Here is a 17,096-nt window from a genome sequence, read left to right as displayed (position 1 = left end):
ACTATTACCTCCTTAAACGTACTCCAGGCATGCATCTGATGCACGGACCTTTCCGAAGTCAGTGATCACATACTTGTGCAAGAGGAAACCTTTCTTGTATACACCTTCCTCATCCACTTTTGATTCCACAGACTTGAGCATACCACCGGAAACAAGCTCGAGGATATCGAAGTTGATCGAATCCCTGCCGAAATTGCTGTTCATGTTGTACTCTTTCTGAACCTGCACAACGATCTCGTTGTTCCAGTGCTCCTTCTCGTCAGAGAACAGTTCAAGTAACCTGAATTTTATTGGTCTTAGTCCAGCCATTTATATCACCTCAAGGACTCCTCTGATGCTTCTTCTGAGATCATTATAAAACTACCGAGGACACAAAGTGCACCACCGACAAGTACAGTCCATGCTGGAACCTGTGCAAGGAACAGGTACATGAAGATCACAGCACAAAGACCGTAGAGGTTACCAATACCCTGTCCACGTCCTACACCGATAAGTGGGAAGGACTTGTACCAGCAAACGTAACAGTAACCGAATGTGATACCTGCGAATCCGAGGATCATGATTGACAGTGGGTTGAATGCAGCGATTGCGTACTCGAAGATTGGATAGCCAGCAAGTGCGACTGCAGGTACAATAATGACCCACCAGATAAGGTTCTCACCAAGGAACCTGAGAGTGATACCAACATCAGGCTCAGCGATGTCGAGACCTTTACCAGCGATTGCACCTTCAATACCCCATCCGAGTGCGGCCATCAGACCACCAACGTATCCAATGTAGTTGATGCTACCAGAGGTGATCTCAGCGATCGCCCCACCGACGAAGATGGTAAGACCACCGACAATGATGACAAGGATACCCATCCATGCCCTCTTGGAGATCTGCTCACCATACCACTGTCTTGCAAGGATAGAACCAATTACAGGATACATCAAAGCTGCGACTGCTGCGAATCCTGCTCCGATAAAGCCAATAGCGATGAATGAACCAAGGATAGCCATAGGTCCACCGAAGATTGATGCAAGGAAGAACCACTTACTGCATGGGTGGAACTCTTTCAGTGTCCTCTTCATCTCACCGAACTTACCAAGCACACCGTTCCAAATAAGTAATGCAACAATAACAGTTAGCGCATTGAATGCGGAGATAAGGACAGCGACAACAAGTGTTGCAGCGGTTGCATTGTCGTACAATTCCATACCAGATGGGTCAGCAATGTTAATCCACATTGCATCGAATGGTGGTACTGCCCAGATAATTGTACCTGGAATATACCAAATACCCCAAAGGATTGCACAGAAAAGGGCCCACATATAACCCTTGTTCATTTTTCTTTTATTTTCTAGTTTCTTTAACTCTCTTATGTCCAATTAGACTCCTCCTCCAACTCTTTTATAATGATAATAATTGACACAAGTAATATCTATACGACTCCAATCAACTTAAAGAAGAACAGCAGAGTGTTCTTGAGAACACTCCACTGTCACTCCAAGCGAATTTATGCAACAAGTGCCTTGCACTTTACGACTGCATCAGTTGCGTTCTCAGCGTAGAGATCTGCACCGATCTTGTCTGCCCAGTCCTGGGTAACTGGTGCGCCACCGACCATTGTCTTTACAGAGTCACGGAGACCTGCTTCCTTGAGCTGCTCTTCGATCTGCATCTGAAGGACCATTGTGGTGGTCATGAGTGCGGAAGAACCGACAACAATTGGCTGGTGTTCCTTGACTGCAGCGACGTAATCTGCGATTGCTACGTCCCTACCGAGGTCAATGACCTGGAAACCTGCGATCTTGAGCATTGTTGCAACGATGTCCTTACCGATTGTGTGGATGTCACCCTCGATTGTACCGATTGCGATCTTGCCCTTGCTCTCTGTCTTACCACCCTGTGCCTCAAGGACAGGGGTGAGTACTGCAACACCAGCGCTCATTGCTTCGGATGCTGCGATGACGTGTGGAAGGAAAAGGGTACCCTGCTCGAACTGGTCACCGACTTCGTTCATACCAGCGGTGAGACCGTCCTGAATAAGGGATACTACGTCAACACCTGCGTCGATTGCTTCTTCACATATTTCTTCTACTGCTTCGTCATCGAAATCCATGACTGCAGCTTTTGCTCTTGCATTAATTTCATCCTGTGTAACCATTTTTAAAACTCCTTTATTTTTGTAAATTATTTTTGGCCAATTTACATGCTGGCTCTGAAAGCAGCATCTGCCTTGTCAACTACTGCCTGCATGTCCTTGAGGAGGTCAGCGTCGATTGCCTTTACCTCGTGGTTCTTCATGATGTCGAGGTACTTCTCGTGTGCAACGGTTGCGATGTCCTTGGAACCTGCTGCTTCCCAGTCTCCGAACATGTCCCTGTCGAAGATGTCTGGTGCGGATACAATACCGATGTTGTTCCTGGTTTCCTTGTGTGCAAGGAAGTTGTTACCGATTCCTACCTTCTGGATGGATGCTACACCGAGTGTCTCGTCTGTGACTGGGATACCGCGCATTGCGGACTTTGTCATCTTGATGATGTCGTTATCGATGATGAACTGCTCCTGGGAGAAGGTCATACCGAGCTCAAGCATTCCACCACCATAGAGGGTGTTACATCCTGCGAATGCTGGAAGAAGTGTGGTCATTGTCTTCTCGTGACCTGCCTGTCCGTCTGGGACTTTAGCATCTGCCTAGGTACCTGCAACGTAGGTTGGAAGGCCGTAGAACTGACCCATCTTACCGACTGCAGCACTGATAAGACCGAGTTCTGGTGCACCTACTGGAGCTGTACCCTTTCTCAGGTCGAAGGTTGTGGTTGAGCTACCGTAGAATACTGATGCCCCTGGTGTGACGAGCTGTGCAAGTACGATACCTGCAAGGATCTCAGCGTTGTGTGTAACGAGTGTACCTGCCCTGAATACTGGGGAGGATCCACCGGACATTGCCATACTGAGGACGTTCAATGGCATACCGAAGCGGGCACCCTTGATGATGACCTGACATGCATTGGAACCGAGCTCGAGTGGGCTGGTTGGGCAGAGAAGCATGGAGAAGATTGGCTTCTTGCGAGCTTCCTCGGAGTCGCCACCATAGTATGCGTCGACAATTGCCTTGTAGTACTCGACGTTCTCACCGACAGGGTCGATGTGGTGGAAGTGTTTTGTTGTGTTTGCGAGAGGTGTGAGTGTCTCGTGGACATCCTGCATACCCTTGCCTGCCCAGTCCCTTGCGGAAACGGTAAGTGCGAAGTAGCTGAAACCATCGAGGTAGTCACAGACCTTTGCGGTGTCTGCAATGTCCTGCTCAACAGAGTCGACGGTCTCGTATTTGCCTGGTGCGACGTAGTTGCACATCTTGACACCGGTACCGAAAGGAATCCAGTGGACCTTACCCTTGTGCTCCATGTCGACGGTGTTCTTCTTGTCACGGCCGTACAGGTAGAACTTTGATGGTGCGTCCATAAGTGCCCTGTTTACAACAAACTCTGGGATCTTTACGACCTGGGTTGCCTCGTCGACTTCACAGCCAGCTTCCTTGAAGATTGCCCTTGCTTCTGCGTCAGATACCTGGATACCAGGGTTCTGGAATACTTCCATTGAAGCGTAGTGGATTGCCCTCATGTCATCTTGGGAGAACAATTCTAACTGGACACCCTGAAGTGGGAATCTAGCTGGGTAAAAAGTTTCGCTATATGCCATTTTCTTTACAACTCCTTTATTTGTCTTTTTTTAGTAAGGCCCGAACCATTCATCCTGAATGCTACAGACCACAATTCTGGCACACCCATACATCCGGAGGGAACTTGAAAGCAAATTGACCTTCAGGCAAACAGATGCATTTTGGAAATGCCAATTAATTGCATCGATATGAAATACGAATGAGCAGGAACTGCAAGCCGCACAAAAGTGCAAGCCCCGTACAGGAGCAAATGCAAATACCCATTAAGCATTTCACATGGTACATTACAACATAATGAGAAAGCCCGATCATACCTTAGGCACATGTCCACAAGGAACCCATACCACCAGAATGATTTCAAGCTAATCATAGCATGCTGTTATGCACACATTCGATTTAATTGATAATACCCTGTTTTCAACACGCGTATATATATTTGCTGGTCAAGCCAACAAAAAATATATCAAATAGAATGTCCTGATGAGGACAAAAATTGCATCATGCAGCCCCATTTTTTTTTTGGAACTCTGATAAATCAAGAAGATTTGACCATCAAATCCTCGAAATGCCATGAAGCAAATGTCAGCAAAAAACACTATCATGCGACATTAGATTAGCAGATATGCGAAATATCAACAAAATAACACAAGAAAAGTTGCTCCTAAAATTCAAATATACACATGTGTCAATTGACAGAATTATAAAATTACAGGAGTAGGGGTTACCATAATACGTTTTTTCAAAAAGACAGAGATTAAACAAAAAAAGACTTTTGTGTAACAATAAGTTTAAATAACAAAAAGAAATGCCGCCCTGACTGGGGCGGCCGGAATCAAATCCATACCGGAGAATGACAGAGTTATTTCTTAATAGAAATGGTCTTGTAATGGATCGCATCTACCGGACAAATAGCAACACAACGTCTGCAACTGGTACCAAGGCATCTTTCGCTGTTGTAGTTTGCAAACCTTTGACCATCACGCTCGATAATAGTGATCGCATCTTCAGGACATTCTTTTTCACACTTATGACACAGAATACACTCCGGAGCCTCTTCCTCAATGATGATACCAAGATCACTGACGATCTTCAGACCTTCTCTCCCCACCTCATCAATGTCCTTTGCAACCTTTTTCTCTATAATCGGGTTCTCGAACGTCTCCGGCAGAGGCGGAAGCTTGTACATGGTAAGCATCTGGTTGTACATCTCAAGAGGCATACCCTGTGTCCAGTAGGAAAGCTCACATACATAGATGTTAGAGAATTCTGAACTCGTAGCCATCATAAGGTGATCTGCCTTTATCCTCCTGGCGATCTCAATAACCTCATCAAGCTTGGACTCATCCATTACCAGATCCCTTGCAAGAGCAACTGAGGTGTTACCAAATTGTATAATATTATGTGCAAAGTTCGGACATGAACCAAGCTTTCTTGCCTTGTCCGCATTCACATATGCCCCGGTAGCACCGGCCATATACATGAAATCAAGGTCTTTATAATCGACACCTGCTGCAAGCATAAGAGTCAGCTGCGCAGCCCTGATAGCACCGATAGCCTTTCCTGCCTCTTCAATATCTTTCTCAGTGATCTCGATCATATCACCAAGTACGAGCTTACCGTTTGGCAGTTCAGGGATCTTCTTAATGATACCTGACTCGATCGCAAGGGAAAGTGCAGCAATAACACCAGTACCAGTCACACCTTTTGCAACGACTTCAGATGGTTCCTTGATAACACCTGATATCGGATCAATAAGGTGACCCTTGCGTTCGTTCATAAGACCATCGAGAACCGTTACCCTCCAGTAATCACCCTCTGGATTCACATCAGAGATAGCACCCGGGCTTGCAAGCATACCACAACTTATACCCTGACCTTCTATTGCAGGACCTGCTGCAGCACTTCCGGTTATGATCTTGTCACCAACTTTGATGGCCATTTCTGCATTCGTACCATAATCAGTTACCATGGAAGGGACATCCTTGTCCATGAAGTCGGTCTTGATCATCATGGCCAGTGCATCTGCACCTATCTCGTGTTTAATAGCAGGAGGTACGATCACAGTACAATTCGGCAGGTCTGCTATGCCTTCAAACAGTTCGTTTGCAGGAAATACCCTTGCGTCACGAGTAACATTCTCAACACCAAGTTTTCTCTGTTTGTTCTCACCGGCATATGCAAGATCCCTTATCTCAATGTTCTGGAAAAGGGACAACTGGATCGGGTTTCCACACACCGCAAGCCTCTGGATAAGTGTAGTGTCAACACCAAATACCTCAAAGATCTTTCCAACTGTATCCATTATGATCTCATGCGCAAGTTCAGGACCTACCTGAATAGCAAAGTCCAGATGATCCATAACGTTTCCACCGGGAAGAGGATGCCTCATTGTAATAGCTGTTTTTATGACCTCCTTAGATTCCAGGTCTATCAATTGAGCACGAAAACCACTTGTTCCCAGATCCAATGCAATACCATACATTTTGATTACCTCTGATTTATAACAATTCATTTTAGCAATAAATAGACATATGCACTAAAAAGAACAAGTTACTGATATATAAGGGCTTTGTATAAACCGTACAAAACCCCGTAACATGCGTTAACATTCGGCAACAAGAGAGAGCTACATAATTAAAGAACAAAAATAAAAAAAGTAGATGAGTAACTTAGTTACTCACAATTGCATTCACATTCAAGATCGAATCCAAGAAGGAAGCTGCCAGTACCATGTTCATTCTCCAGACCCATCCTTTCCTTGATATATTCATCAGTTGGAGGTGAAGGTGATGCGAGGGTTGCATTGCATACATGAGGCAGGCACTCGATATCATCACATGACTTGGGCGGCATTACCACAACAAGAGGTTCTGACTTACAATTAAGTGATGTAAGGACACTTTTGTCATATATCACAATGTTCCCGATCACGAGACAGTCGTTGTTCTGTTCCATTGACTTAAGCTTATCTGCATCATCAATATCCTCGCCAACGACCTTATCATCATGCATAAGGATAACATTGGGACCACATGGCCACTCATATTCCATTGTGGTCTGGAAAGGTATAATTACATCACGCTGAAGAACGGTCTTTACACCCTTATTGTCACCCCTGCCAAGCCCCATCAAGGTCATCTGGTCTGCTTTTTCTTCGAGTTGAGCTATGATCTTACGGTCCTCATCATTAAGTACCAGTGTTCTACCAACACCGACCATACTTTCTAATCCCTCTCGTACCGTTTTGATAATCTCGTCTTTTTCCATGAGAATCACTTACCTGCTTGTAGGTTCAAATCAATATGAACACAGAGGCAATTTGAAGAGTATAATATTCGAGAGTACTATTCAACTTTGCTTATATAAGCATATCGAATGTACCCAATAGACAGGAATAGGAAAGATATGATAAAACTAAAATTGTGAAAAGAGAAAAACCTCAATGCAAAAAGAACCAAAACAAACAATAATGCCCGGTTTTGCGCGCACATCACAAAACCTTATATATAAAGGTCACATAGAGTATAAACAAGGGTCAAAATGATGAAATGATATCACAGTTATACAATTTTACCATAAATCAATACAGAGGGACAACATGACAGAGATCACAGTCAATTCAAGGATTTGTGGATTCACCCACAAAATAAGCGGAACAAAGGATGGAAAGAACGTAAAAATAAAAGTAGAAACCCAATGTCCAAAAGTAAAGAACATTTCCGAGCTTGAAGTACCAATGATGGAGCTTTTCGGCATCAAAGAGAACGCTGTTATTGCTAAAGCCCAGGAAGGAAACTGCTGCGCGACATGCCTGGTACCCTGCGGAATTCTTCACGCATGCAACATCGAGCTGGGACTCATCTCTGAAACACTTGCAAAGGGTGTAAGAAACCTTAGCATTGATTTCGAATGACCGGAAATTGGGTTTTCACAAATAAAAATAAAATAAATAAAGAAGGGTCTTAGATGATGGGTCGGATAATACCTATCTTTGGCTCATAACAAGATCCTTTTGCAAGCAGGGATCTGATCGCTGAATCAACTATATTTTCATTAATATTTCTGGAACCTGCAACGGAAAGCAAGTGCCCGTACTCAACACCTTTTCCCCCATCAAGCTCCACCAGCAGATCCATCACAAGAGTTTCCTGATCGAGATCCTCATTATCAGAAGACACAAGATCAATGGAAACAATGCATCTTTTGACAACAGACCTCATCTCATCCAGATATTCAGGTCCGTCACCATAATTATCAATCGCAAGGCAGACACCTTCAAATATTTCGGGAGATGATGCATTGTTTTTAATGCAGCCACAAAGATCAGGAACACCTTCACAAGAAGACAAAATCGCTGAAAATGCATCGATCCTGTCAAGTGTTAGTTCGGCAGTATCGATAACCCACCCATTACGCAGATCCTCATCGGCAAGGTGGATCTCCTCCGGCCTCAGTGAAATAACAGAGGTATCGGGATCAGGCTTATACACACGCACTTTCCCCACAACTGAAACAAATGCCGGGACCTCAACAGACGAGAGGAAGATCGCCGCTTGCGGCTGGTACTGTCCTGCATAGATCGTGAAAGCGCCCGAAGGATCAACTATACGGGCCTTCCATGTATCAGACCCATTTCCCACATTGTCCACCTCAGTAATGACACCTACAATAAAAACACGATTGACCATGGACCCCAGAGGTGTCAGCAGATAATTCGGAGTGTGGTCTTCGGAATTTATTGCCTCATCTATAGTAGAATGTATTGTCAGATCAGAGTCGTTCAATTCCTTTGCAAAGATCCTGAATGCAACTTCACGTTCCACCATCATATATCAACCCCTTCCAGTCGCTCCAAAAGGGCCCGGACCCGACTTTCAGGATCGTGTGAAGGCAACCATACAGATTTTGCCACGAATGTGACACCATATTCCACCCTCGAAGTATTTCCGCGCACACCAAGATAACGACCCGTAAGAATATTTTTCATATCATCATAGACAGCGTTTGGAGACATCGCCTTACCCATGACCAGTTCACACTCATGAAGAGTTTTGCCATAGATGATCTCGGAAAGTTCCCGATTCAGCATTACAAGAAGAGAACCCGTACCGTCATCAAGGATCAGCTTTATACGCATGTCCTGTATGCCATCCACAGATCCATGAGAACGACAGGTGTTCTTCATGATAACCCTATTACATTCAGGACAGCGGGTGATCAGGCCCGAACCAGGCCTTACAGAGACGATGTTCCCTTTCACCGATACATCGAACATGCCCTCATTTTCCAGAACGTCCCTGATAAACAAAGGCTCAGGCGGCACGTTCACCGATTCAAAAGTGAAAGAGAGCTCTTCATCAGGACCTACAATTTGAACCTGAGTGGATTCATTCAGGTGGATAGAAGGTACACCCCTGTACATGCTGACCGAAGCATCCTCAAAACGCAGAATACTGCCAATATCCACACCATCAAGAAGAGACCATGAGACAAAAGGTAACCTTCCGGTCTCATCTGCCAATACGCCCTCTATTATAGTAAGAGCCTTTCCTTTTACGTTGACCTCCCTGTGATAGAGTTCGATCACAGCAGCCACTGAACTTACGAACATATCCGAATATCCGATGTCGTTCAGTTTTTTTACAGGAGTTTCAGAAATCTCCCGGATATCAGGAAGATCAGTATCCTGAAGAAGTTCAACCTCTGAGCGATCCCCAATATTGACTTCTGCCCTGTTATGCCACGACCTTACGGATGCATTCAGTACCCTTACAGCATCCCCTGAATTCAGAGAGATAGACTTCCATGATGTAAATGAACATAAACCGGTCTCATCCCCGAGCATGCCTGAGAATATGGTGGCAGTATCCCCACGAAGATTGACATCCTTCTTATTGATCTCAAGAATACGGACCTCAAGAGCTATACCCCTGTCACCGATAACAAGATCTTTTACTTTTTTTGTAACCGGAGAACTGTCGCGGTATTTCTTAATAACAGACCTTTTGGCCTCATCTATAGGTACACGATACTTTAACAACAGCTCAAGTTCTTCCTCAATGGTCGATCTGCTTATATGTCCCAGCGCCTTTGTTAGCTCTTCAATATGAGGCGCGAATTTCTTTTCCATACTGTATTCCCTCGCGTATGAGATGTTTACATAAGTTAATCCATACACACATAAATAAGATACACCCACACATTTAGCATTGGAGATTTTCAAAATAATAAAATAATAGTATGATACCTTATTCGAGAGATACAAACATACTTATACGATTTTTAACTAAATAGAGGCTGTAAATACAATAGATCTGAAATATAAGACTAAAAAGAGGTTTAAAAAAAATGTCCATACTACCATTAGCTTCCGTAGAACGTTTAATTAGAAGTGCCAATGCAGAAAGGGTCAGTGAATCTGCAGCATCCACCCTTTTGGATATACTTGAAGATTATGGAGTGAAAATCGCAAAAGAGGCCATAATCTATGCAAATCATGCCGGAAGAAAAACAGTAAAGGATGAAGACATAAAACTCGCCTTTGACATGCTCACAAAATCCCGTGAATAATGTCAATTTCTTTTTTTAAATGAGAAGATCTATTGCACCCATTCCTGCAAGGGTCACGATCGTCACGATAATGCCAGAGATAAGAACACCTGCTGTGATAGCGGTCAGGGCCGGCCTGAACTTCACACCGAATACAAAAGCAGCAGCACATCCGGTCCATGCACCGGTAACAGGCAGAGGGATCGCTACGAATAGGGTCAGTGCCAGATTACCATAACGTTCCATCTTCTTAGAGTGCTTTTTTCGAGTCCTTGTAAAAAGCCATGAGAAGAAAACCTCTCCTATGCGGAACTGCCTGAGGTAAGCAGACACAGGCTCCAGAAAGAGCAGGAGAGGGATCACCGGAAGAAGATTCCCGATGATCGCAAGGAAATAGGCATCTAAAGGATCAATACCATAGATGCCGATAGCAACCGGGATAGCACCACGAAGTTCTGACACAGGCAATGCACTGAGCACTACCGTTGCCAGCCATGAAGGAACGCTTGCAAGCGCATCCAGCAGTTGCTCTTGAAAAGGCATTGACTTATTGCTCCTTCGTCAGGGCAAAATGTGCCAGCAAAGCATCAAGCTGAATCCTTTCGTTCGCACCTTCAGTAAGCCTGAAATCCACTTCGCCGATCATATCCATAAGGTCTACCATGCGCTGGCCGGATATATCCATGTCGAATATAGCACGATAGATCTGTCCTACAACATCCTCCCCGGAAAGACCTTTTTCCAGCATAAGGACATCAAGTTTCCTGCGTGCCAGTACAAAGTTGCCGGACAGCGCGGTTGTAAGCAATTCCATGATCTCTTCAGGGTGTGCCGTCGCAGTTATCCTGTAGATGGCATCCCTGTGAATGGTCTTATCAAAAAGGGCGGCTGCCTGAAGTGCATTTATTGCCTTTCGCATGTCACCCTGGGCAACATACTTCAATGCTTCCATGCCATCCTCGGCGATCTTGAGACCTTCCTTTTCTGCAATGTACCTGCATCTCTCAGCCACGGATTCCTCAGTAAGATGGCGGAACCGATAGACAGCACATCTTGACTGGATAGGTTCGATGATCTTGGAAGAATAATTACAGGACAGGATAAAACGACAGTTACCCGTGTATTTTTCCATTGTACGGCGCAGTGCTGACTGTGCATCAGAGGTCAACGCATCTGCTTCATCAAGGAAGATGATCTTGAAATCAGCCCCACCGATAGGAGATGTCTTCGCGAAATTCTTAATTTTCGTCCTCACGACATCAATTCCACGCTCATCCGAAGCATTGAGCTCAGTGAAGTTCTCCCGCCAGTCATCGCCGAACAGTTCACGTGCAATGGACACAGCAGTAGCGGTCTTTCCAACTCCCGGAGGACCAGAGAACAATAAGTGAGGAAGATTACCGGTCTTTACATAAGAGATCAGCCTTTCTGTAGTCTCCTTTTGACCCACAATATCTTCAAGCTTAAAAGGCCTGTATTTCTCGATCCATATCTCTTCTTTTATAATAAACCCTCCAGCTATAACTGCTGAACTGCAATATCGATGCAGGAAGAATAAGGTTGATTTTACTTTTTAATCTTTCGTGAGGTACAGAAAAACAGCAAAAAAGAATATATAGATCATGTGAAAGCAACACATGATCCAGAAGGATGAATCCGGATATACCGGACTCACTTGTATGCATGGTTGTAAGCGATCTTACCGATGATCGGAACCCTGAGCTTTGAACCTCTCCAGGCAATGAACATGAAAGAAAGCCATACGAAGAGAGAGAAGAAACCTCCGAAATCAGCAAGTAACCAGCCCACATAAGGAACCCATGCTACCAGGAAGACGAATGCTGTTAGAACCATGAAGAGCATTGCTGACTGGAATGCATGGAAGCGGACGAACTTGTTCTCCTTTTCAATAAAGAGGAAAAGGACACCTGTGATCCAGAATCCCAGATAGCACAGAATACCTACAATGTTCTCATTAAGTCCTATGGAAGTCTTGTATGTCATGTGATCACTCCATTATCTCATTTCAATACATTTCTGCGGACATTTCTCAACACATATTCCGCATGCAGTACATTTTTCCTGATCGATCTCTGCAAGGAACTTCGTGACCGTTATAGCTTCTTCCGGACAGTTCTTCTCACAGATCTTACATCCGATACATCCTAGCTCACAGACTTCCTTTACAGCCTTACCCTTGTCATGTGAGTTACACTCTACATGTACTTTCTCAGAGTCCTTTGCGAACATCAGAACATCGTTGGGGCATGCCTCGATACAGAGACCACAGCTTTTACAAAGATTCTTGTTCACATGAGGAAGGCGATCCTCACCAATTGCAATGGCATCGAACGGACATGAACGTACACAGGTACCACGACCCATGCATCCGTAATTGCATCCCTTCTCACCATCAGAAAGCATTATCACAGCAGTACAATCCTCGATACCTACATAATCGAACCTGTCGACACAGTTGATGCCTCCGTTACACCTGAGGTACGGAAACTCTTTCTCAGCCTCTGAAACATCCTGACCGAGAATGCCACCGATCTCTTTTGCAGTCTCAAAACCACCTACAGGACATCCATCAAGAGGAGCGTTCTCATTCACGACACGTTCTGCAAAGTCCGCACATCCTGCAAATCCGCAGGCACCACAGTTAGCACCAGGAAGGACCTCGACGACCTCCTCAACGAGAGGGTTGGTCTCCACCTTGAACAATCTTGAAGCCGCGATCAGCATGATACCGATCACAAGACCAAGTCCACCTAGTGTTGCCATTGACTGGATAAGTAAAGTTGTCAGGCTCATATTGGGATCACTCCGAAGTAGTTAACAAATGCCATTGAAAGCATTGTTGCGATGAAGAACGCATGTGGAAGTCCACGTACCGCAGAAGGGACGTTGACAAGAGTACTGCGCTCCCTGATACCGGACATCATCAGCATTACTATGGTGTAACCAAGACCTGCTGAAACACCGAATACGACACTCTGTATGAAGGAATATTCATTCAGGACATTGAGCAACACCACACCAAGAACCGCACAATTGGTTGTGATAAGCGGGAGATAGATACCAAGTGAACGGTAAAGTGAAGGAATGTTCTTCCTTACAACGAACTCTACGAGCTGCACAAGAGCTGCGATCACCACAATGAAACTGATCAGGTTAAGGAACTCAAGTTTTAAAGGTACCAATACGAAAGAGTAGATGAGATACGACACGGTTGCTGCCATTGCCATTACGAAAATAACAGCACCGGACATTCCTGCAGCACTCTTTGTATCCTTGGTAACACCCACGAATGAGCATAATCCAAGGAACTGGATGACCAGGAAGTTCTTAATGAACACACCATCCATGAATATCTGGAAAAGACTTGCGTCAGCTGCCATTTTAGCCACCTCTTGCTAACTTCTTTGCTCTTCTGTAATTAACTATTGCCATCAATACACCTATTGTAAGGAAAGCTCCCGGTGAAAGGATCATGTAAGTGATCGGGTTGATCGGAACACTGATAACTTCCAGACCAAATACTACGATCTGACCTGTTCCCAGAAGTTCCCTGATACCACCAATGAGCATCAGAACAAGTAGGAAACCTGTTGATATACCCAATGCATCAATCACCGAATAGAACATGTTGTTCTTATTTGCATATGCCTCTGCACGTCCGATGATGATACAGTTAACCACAATAAGCGGGATGAAGACACCAAGAGCCGCATACATCGGCGGGAAGTAAGCCTTCATGACCATCTCGACGATCGAAACGAACGTTGCAATGATCAAAATAAATATTGGCAACCTTACTGAAGCAGGGATATGCTTCCTCAGGCCCGATACCATCAGGTTGGAACAGATAAGAACAAAGGCTGTTCCGGCTGACATACCAATAGCATTCTCAATAGACGTGGTAACTGCCAGTGTTGGACAAAGACCCAATACCAGACCAAATATAGGGTTGTCTTTTGTAATTCCACGAATAAATTCACTTAAAACACTCATAATATCACCTTTTAAGCCTCTGCTCCCTTTATGACTTCGACCTGGGCATTCAGGGCATCTACAACTGCCTGAGATGATATCGTTGCACCGGTAATAGAATCAATTGCACCACCGGATTTTGACAAACTCAGGTCTGCTAATGTTACACCATTGAACTGATCCCTGAAAGCAGGTTCAGTGATCTTGGAACCCAAACCAGGAGTTTCGGAGTGGGACATAACACTCATCCCGGTAATCTCATTGAATGAAGCATCAACACCGCCTGCAATTTCCAACAGGCCCTGTGCACCTGGTTGCTTTCTGAAGAAAGCATATCCTACGATGCTTCCGGAACTGTCCTTTGCACGGTAGTAAAGGATCTCCCTGTCGCCTTCATCATTGATGATCTGATCACCATACACAGCCTCAAATTCAGTTGCCTGAGGCATTAATTCAGCAAGTGTTGCAGTTCTTGCCTCTTCATAGTTCTTCTTCAATTGTTCACTTGTAGGTACAAATGTTACAGCCAGAAGTGCTGAAGCAATGACTGATATCAGCACCAGTTTACCTATGACAACTACTACATCCTTATTTGATTCACTCATTTAAGAGCACCTCCAGTCGGTCCTTGAAAGGAAGCTTTGAAATGATACGCTTGTACTTACGCTGCAGGAAAGTCTCTGTACCGTAAGATCCGGGGAGTGTGTTGTTATCAATAAGTGCTGAAACACAGTTTGCAAGGAAGAGACCATAGAAGATCGCATCAACATAGTTTGCAAAGTGACCATAAACTACTACAAGCACACCACAGACGATACCATAGATAACACGACCGTTCTTTGTTACAGGTGAAGTGGACGTATCTGTTGCCAGGAACAACATACCGAACAGGACAACACCAAGAACCACGTATGAAAGACTGTCACCAACGAGCAATGCAAGAAGGATCGTCGTCACAAAGAATGATACCGGAATTCTCCATTCCACATAGCGAAGTAATACAAGTATACATCCCGGAATTAACAATGCCAGAGGTGATACACCTGCAATGTGACCTGCACCGGTTTCCAGTATCAGATCAGACAAAGCTGTTGTCTGAGGATAGGAATACGGACTCATTATTGACCACCATGCAAGGCTCAGGAACACCCATGCTGCAAGCACCGGGTTGAACACATAGGAACCAATTCCACCAAATGCATGCTTACCTATTCCGATCGCAAAGACAGAACCTATCATAGGGATCCAGATAGGTGCTTCAGGCGGGATAACCATCGCAACCATCAAACCAATGAGAATAGCGTTCCCATCATCGATCGTGATCTTCTGATTGAATGCTTTCTGTATTGCTACCTCAGTCACTACTGCTGCAAGGATGCTCGCAATGACCAAACCTATTGCAGGAATTCCAAATAGATATACAGATAGCAGGAACACAGGCATAAGAGCAATTACCTTTGCCCATGTCATCTTCTTGAAAGTAATATTCTCCTTCCTGTGAGGAGGAGCTGAAATCGTAAATGTCATTTTATTCACCTCCACCGCAGCCGCATCCTAATTTAAGATTAGTGGATGAGTCTTTTGGAGCAAAGTCCTCGTATGCCTTTTCAATAGAGACCTTTGCATATTTTATCAGTTGAAGAACATGTATTTTCGAAGGGCAAACGGCTGCACATCTGCCACATTCCACGCAATTCATTATATGCATCTGGCGACATTCGTCAAAACGTCCCTGATCGGAAAGTGCTGCTATCCTGCTTGGTACAAGATTCACAGGACACACATCAACACATCTTGCACAGTGAGTACAGTAAATAGATTCACCCCTTACAACCTCACCGGCAGACTGGACGAATATGGAAGTCGTTGTCTTGCTCACAGGCACCTCGTCGGTATACTGTGCAACACCTGTGATCGAACCATTTGCAATGAGCTTTCCGGGTTCACCAATGTAGCCACCGCATGCTTCAATTACATCCTTGAAAGGTGTACCGATCTTCACGAGGATCTTCTGGGGATTCTTTACCTTTCCGGAAACCGAGACCACAGTCTCGATATATGGCTTACCTGAATTCACTGCATCGTAAAGTGCTTTTGCAGATTTTACGCCGCATATTGCAACACCCACATCAGTAGGAACACAACCAAAAGAGACCTTCCTTCCTGTAACGTTATAGGTGAAAAGGTCAAGGATCTTCTTTCCATAGATGTGGTCCTGCGATACAACCACGATGTCAGATGCCATGTCCTTTAAGTAATAGCTGACCTTCCTTTTTCCGATAAGCGGAGCGACAGTGATAGACTTGCCGTCATAGTTCAGCCCATCAAAAGCACTTATAGACTCAAGGTCATCGTTCCTGAGAACAATGGCACCCTTTGAAGCACCTGCAGCTTTCATCAGCAATTTCAATGCATCAAGCATCTGTAATGAATACTGTGAAGGTGTATCATAGTGACCGCCGATCCATTCAGAAGAAGTGGCATTTATCAGTACCAGATCGATCTTTTTACCTTCTGGCCTGAGGACCATGTGTGTAGGGCATCCATAGTGCTCAACGATCCCGGCTTCCTTTATGAGATCTGCAAGATCAGAGGAAGAAACTACCTCCGGCTTGAGATCAGCACATTCGGACCCTTCAGACGTCTGTATTATAACACTGTTAACCTTGTTGCCGTTGGGATGGGGAACTTCCTCGATGGAAATAACTTCCCCGGACACACTTGAATGGACAGATGCGGAATTGTATGCTCCGCATTCGCCTATCTTCTGTCCTTCACAGACCATATCCCCTTTCTTTACAAGCGGCTCACAGGCCATGCCATCGTGCTGCTTTAAAGGAATTATGACCTTTTCAGGAATATCTTTCATTATATTGACATTTGTCAC

18 protein-coding genes and 1 pseudogene are annotated in these 17,096 nt (G+C 44.7%); 2 read left to right on the top strand and 17 right to left on the bottom strand.

Annotated elements, in window-relative coordinates:
* Nucleotides 1-12: 12 nt before the first annotated feature.
* The 6 genes and pseudogenes from ACR3I3_RS04710 to ACR3I3_RS04685 all read right to left on the bottom strand — a co-directional run bounded on the left by ACR3I3_RS04710 (nucleotide 13) and on the right by ACR3I3_RS04685 (nucleotide 6,934).
* Nucleotides 13-309, bottom strand: a complete 297-nt coding sequence (locus ACR3I3_RS04710; RefSeq protein ID WP_440953409.1) for a hypothetical protein — start codon at nucleotides 307-309, stop codon at nucleotides 13-15.
* A gap of 5 nt (nucleotides 310-314) precedes the next feature.
* Nucleotides 315-1,370 carry a DMT family transporter gene (locus ACR3I3_RS04705; protein ID WP_440953408.1) on the bottom strand — a complete coding sequence of 352 codons (1,056 nt, stop codon included), beginning with the start codon at nucleotides 1,368-1,370 and terminating at the stop codon, nucleotides 315-317.
* A 128-nt stretch (nucleotides 1,371-1,498) separates the two neighbouring features.
* Nucleotides 1,499-2,149, bottom strand: coding sequence for a corrinoid protein (locus ACR3I3_RS04700; protein ID WP_440953407.1), 651 nt, complete (start codon nucleotides 2,147-2,149; stop codon nucleotides 1,499-1,501).
* Nucleotides 2,150-2,190: 41 nt separating this feature from the next.
* A pseudogene (gene mttB, locus ACR3I3_RS04695) lies at nucleotides 2,191-3,585 on the bottom strand ([trimethylamine--corrinoid protein] Co-methyltransferase).
* Between the two features lie 941 nt (nucleotides 3,586-4,526).
* On the bottom strand, nucleotides 4,527-6,149 hold the full coding sequence (locus ACR3I3_RS04690; RefSeq protein ID WP_440953406.1) for a methylamine methyltransferase corrinoid protein reductive activase: 1,623 nt from the start codon (nucleotides 6,147-6,149) through the stop codon (nucleotides 4,527-4,529).
* A 191-nt stretch (nucleotides 6,150-6,340) separates the two neighbouring features.
* Entirely contained in the window at nucleotides 6,341-6,934 is a 594-nt protein-coding gene (locus ACR3I3_RS04685) for a hypothetical protein (protein WP_440953405.1), read from the bottom strand.
* 331 nt (nucleotides 6,935-7,265) lie between these two features.
* On the opposite strand from ACR3I3_RS04685, the gene ACR3I3_RS04680 reads away from it, so the two are divergent.
* Complete coding sequence (locus ACR3I3_RS04680; RefSeq protein ID WP_440953404.1) at nucleotides 7,266-7,580, top strand: DUF6951 family protein; 315 nt, start codon at nucleotides 7,266-7,268, stop codon at nucleotides 7,578-7,580.
* A 49-nt stretch (nucleotides 7,581-7,629) separates the two neighbouring features.
* Here the strand turns inward: ACR3I3_RS04680 and ACR3I3_RS04675 are convergent, their stop codons facing one another.
* Together ACR3I3_RS04675 and ACR3I3_RS04670 are read right to left on the bottom strand one after the other, a co-directional pair.
* A complete protein-coding gene (locus ACR3I3_RS04675) occupies nucleotides 7,630-8,496 on the bottom strand; it encodes an RPA family protein (RefSeq protein ID WP_440953403.1) in 867 nt (288 codons plus the stop codon).
* The gene (locus tag ACR3I3_RS04670; RefSeq protein WP_440953402.1) at nucleotides 8,493-9,797 is read right to left on the bottom strand and encodes a Single-stranded DNA binding protein; all 1,305 of its coding nucleotides are present in this window, start codon (nucleotides 9,795-9,797) and stop codon (nucleotides 8,493-8,495) included. Before ACR3I3_RS04670 ends, ACR3I3_RS04675 begins: the two co-directional genes overlap by 4 nt.
* 218 nt (nucleotides 9,798-10,015) lie before the next feature.
* On the opposite strand from ACR3I3_RS04670, the gene ACR3I3_RS04665 reads away from it, so the two are divergent.
* The gene (locus tag ACR3I3_RS04665; RefSeq protein WP_440953401.1) at nucleotides 10,016-10,237 is read left to right on the top strand and encodes a histone family protein; all 222 of its coding nucleotides are present in this window, start codon (nucleotides 10,016-10,018) and stop codon (nucleotides 10,235-10,237) included.
* 15 nt (nucleotides 10,238-10,252) lie between these two features.
* Here the strand turns inward: ACR3I3_RS04665 and ACR3I3_RS04660 are convergent, their stop codons facing one another.
* From ACR3I3_RS04660 to rnfC, 9 genes are all read right to left on the bottom strand, one after another.
* Nucleotides 10,253-10,759, bottom strand: a complete 507-nt coding sequence (locus tag ACR3I3_RS04660; protein ID WP_440953400.1) for a COG2426 family protein — start codon at nucleotides 10,757-10,759, stop codon at nucleotides 10,253-10,255.
* A gap of 4 nt (nucleotides 10,760-10,763) precedes the next feature.
* The gene (locus tag ACR3I3_RS04655; protein WP_440953746.1) at nucleotides 10,764-11,720 is read right to left on the bottom strand and encodes a replication factor C small subunit; all 957 of its coding nucleotides are present in this window, start codon (nucleotides 11,718-11,720) and stop codon (nucleotides 10,764-10,766) included.
* A gap of 167 nt (nucleotides 11,721-11,887) precedes the next feature.
* Nucleotides 11,888-12,220, bottom strand: a complete 333-nt coding sequence (locus ACR3I3_RS04650) for a DUF4870 domain-containing protein (protein WP_440953399.1) — start codon at nucleotides 12,218-12,220, stop codon at nucleotides 11,888-11,890.
* Nucleotides 12,221-12,232: 12 nt separating this feature from the next.
* Nucleotides 12,233-13,030, bottom strand: coding sequence for an Rnf electron transport complex subunit RnfB (gene rnfB, locus ACR3I3_RS04645; RefSeq protein WP_440953398.1), 798 nt, complete (start codon nucleotides 13,028-13,030; stop codon nucleotides 12,233-12,235).
* Nucleotides 13,027-13,617 carry an Rnf electron transport complex subunit RnfA gene (gene rnfA / locus ACR3I3_RS04640; protein WP_440953397.1) on the bottom strand — a complete coding sequence of 197 codons (591 nt, stop codon included), beginning with the start codon at nucleotides 13,615-13,617 and terminating at the stop codon, nucleotides 13,027-13,029. Before rnfA ends, rnfB begins: the two co-directional genes overlap by 4 nt.
* A gap of 1 nt (nucleotide 13,618) precedes the next feature.
* Complete coding sequence (rnfE, locus tag ACR3I3_RS04635) at nucleotides 13,619-14,230, bottom strand: Rnf electron transport complex subunit RnfE (protein ID WP_440953396.1); 612 nt, start codon at nucleotides 14,228-14,230, stop codon at nucleotides 13,619-13,621.
* Between the two features lie 11 nt (nucleotides 14,231-14,241).
* The gene (gene rnfG, locus ACR3I3_RS04630; RefSeq protein WP_440953395.1) at nucleotides 14,242-14,814 is read right to left on the bottom strand and encodes an Rnf electron transport complex subunit RnfG; all 573 of its coding nucleotides are present in this window, start codon (nucleotides 14,812-14,814) and stop codon (nucleotides 14,242-14,244) included.
* Nucleotides 14,807-15,736 carry an Rnf electron transport complex subunit RnfD gene (rnfD, locus tag ACR3I3_RS04625; protein ID WP_440953394.1) on the bottom strand — a complete coding sequence of 310 codons (930 nt, stop codon included), beginning with the start codon at nucleotides 15,734-15,736 and terminating at the stop codon, nucleotides 14,807-14,809. The genes rnfG and rnfD overlap by 8 nt, the downstream gene beginning before the upstream one ends.
* Before the next feature lies 1 nt (nucleotide 15,737).
* Nucleotides 15,738-17,096, bottom strand: coding sequence for an Rnf electron transport complex subunit RnfC (gene rnfC, locus ACR3I3_RS04620; RefSeq protein WP_440953393.1), 1,359 nt, complete (start codon nucleotides 17,094-17,096; stop codon nucleotides 15,738-15,740).

It is taken from the genome of Methanococcoides mangrovi (genome assembly GCF_052057775.1).
Lineage (GTDB): Archaea > Halobacteriota > Methanosarcinia > Methanosarcinales > Methanosarcinaceae > Methanococcoides.
This window is presented reverse-complemented; position numbering and strand designations above follow the sequence as displayed.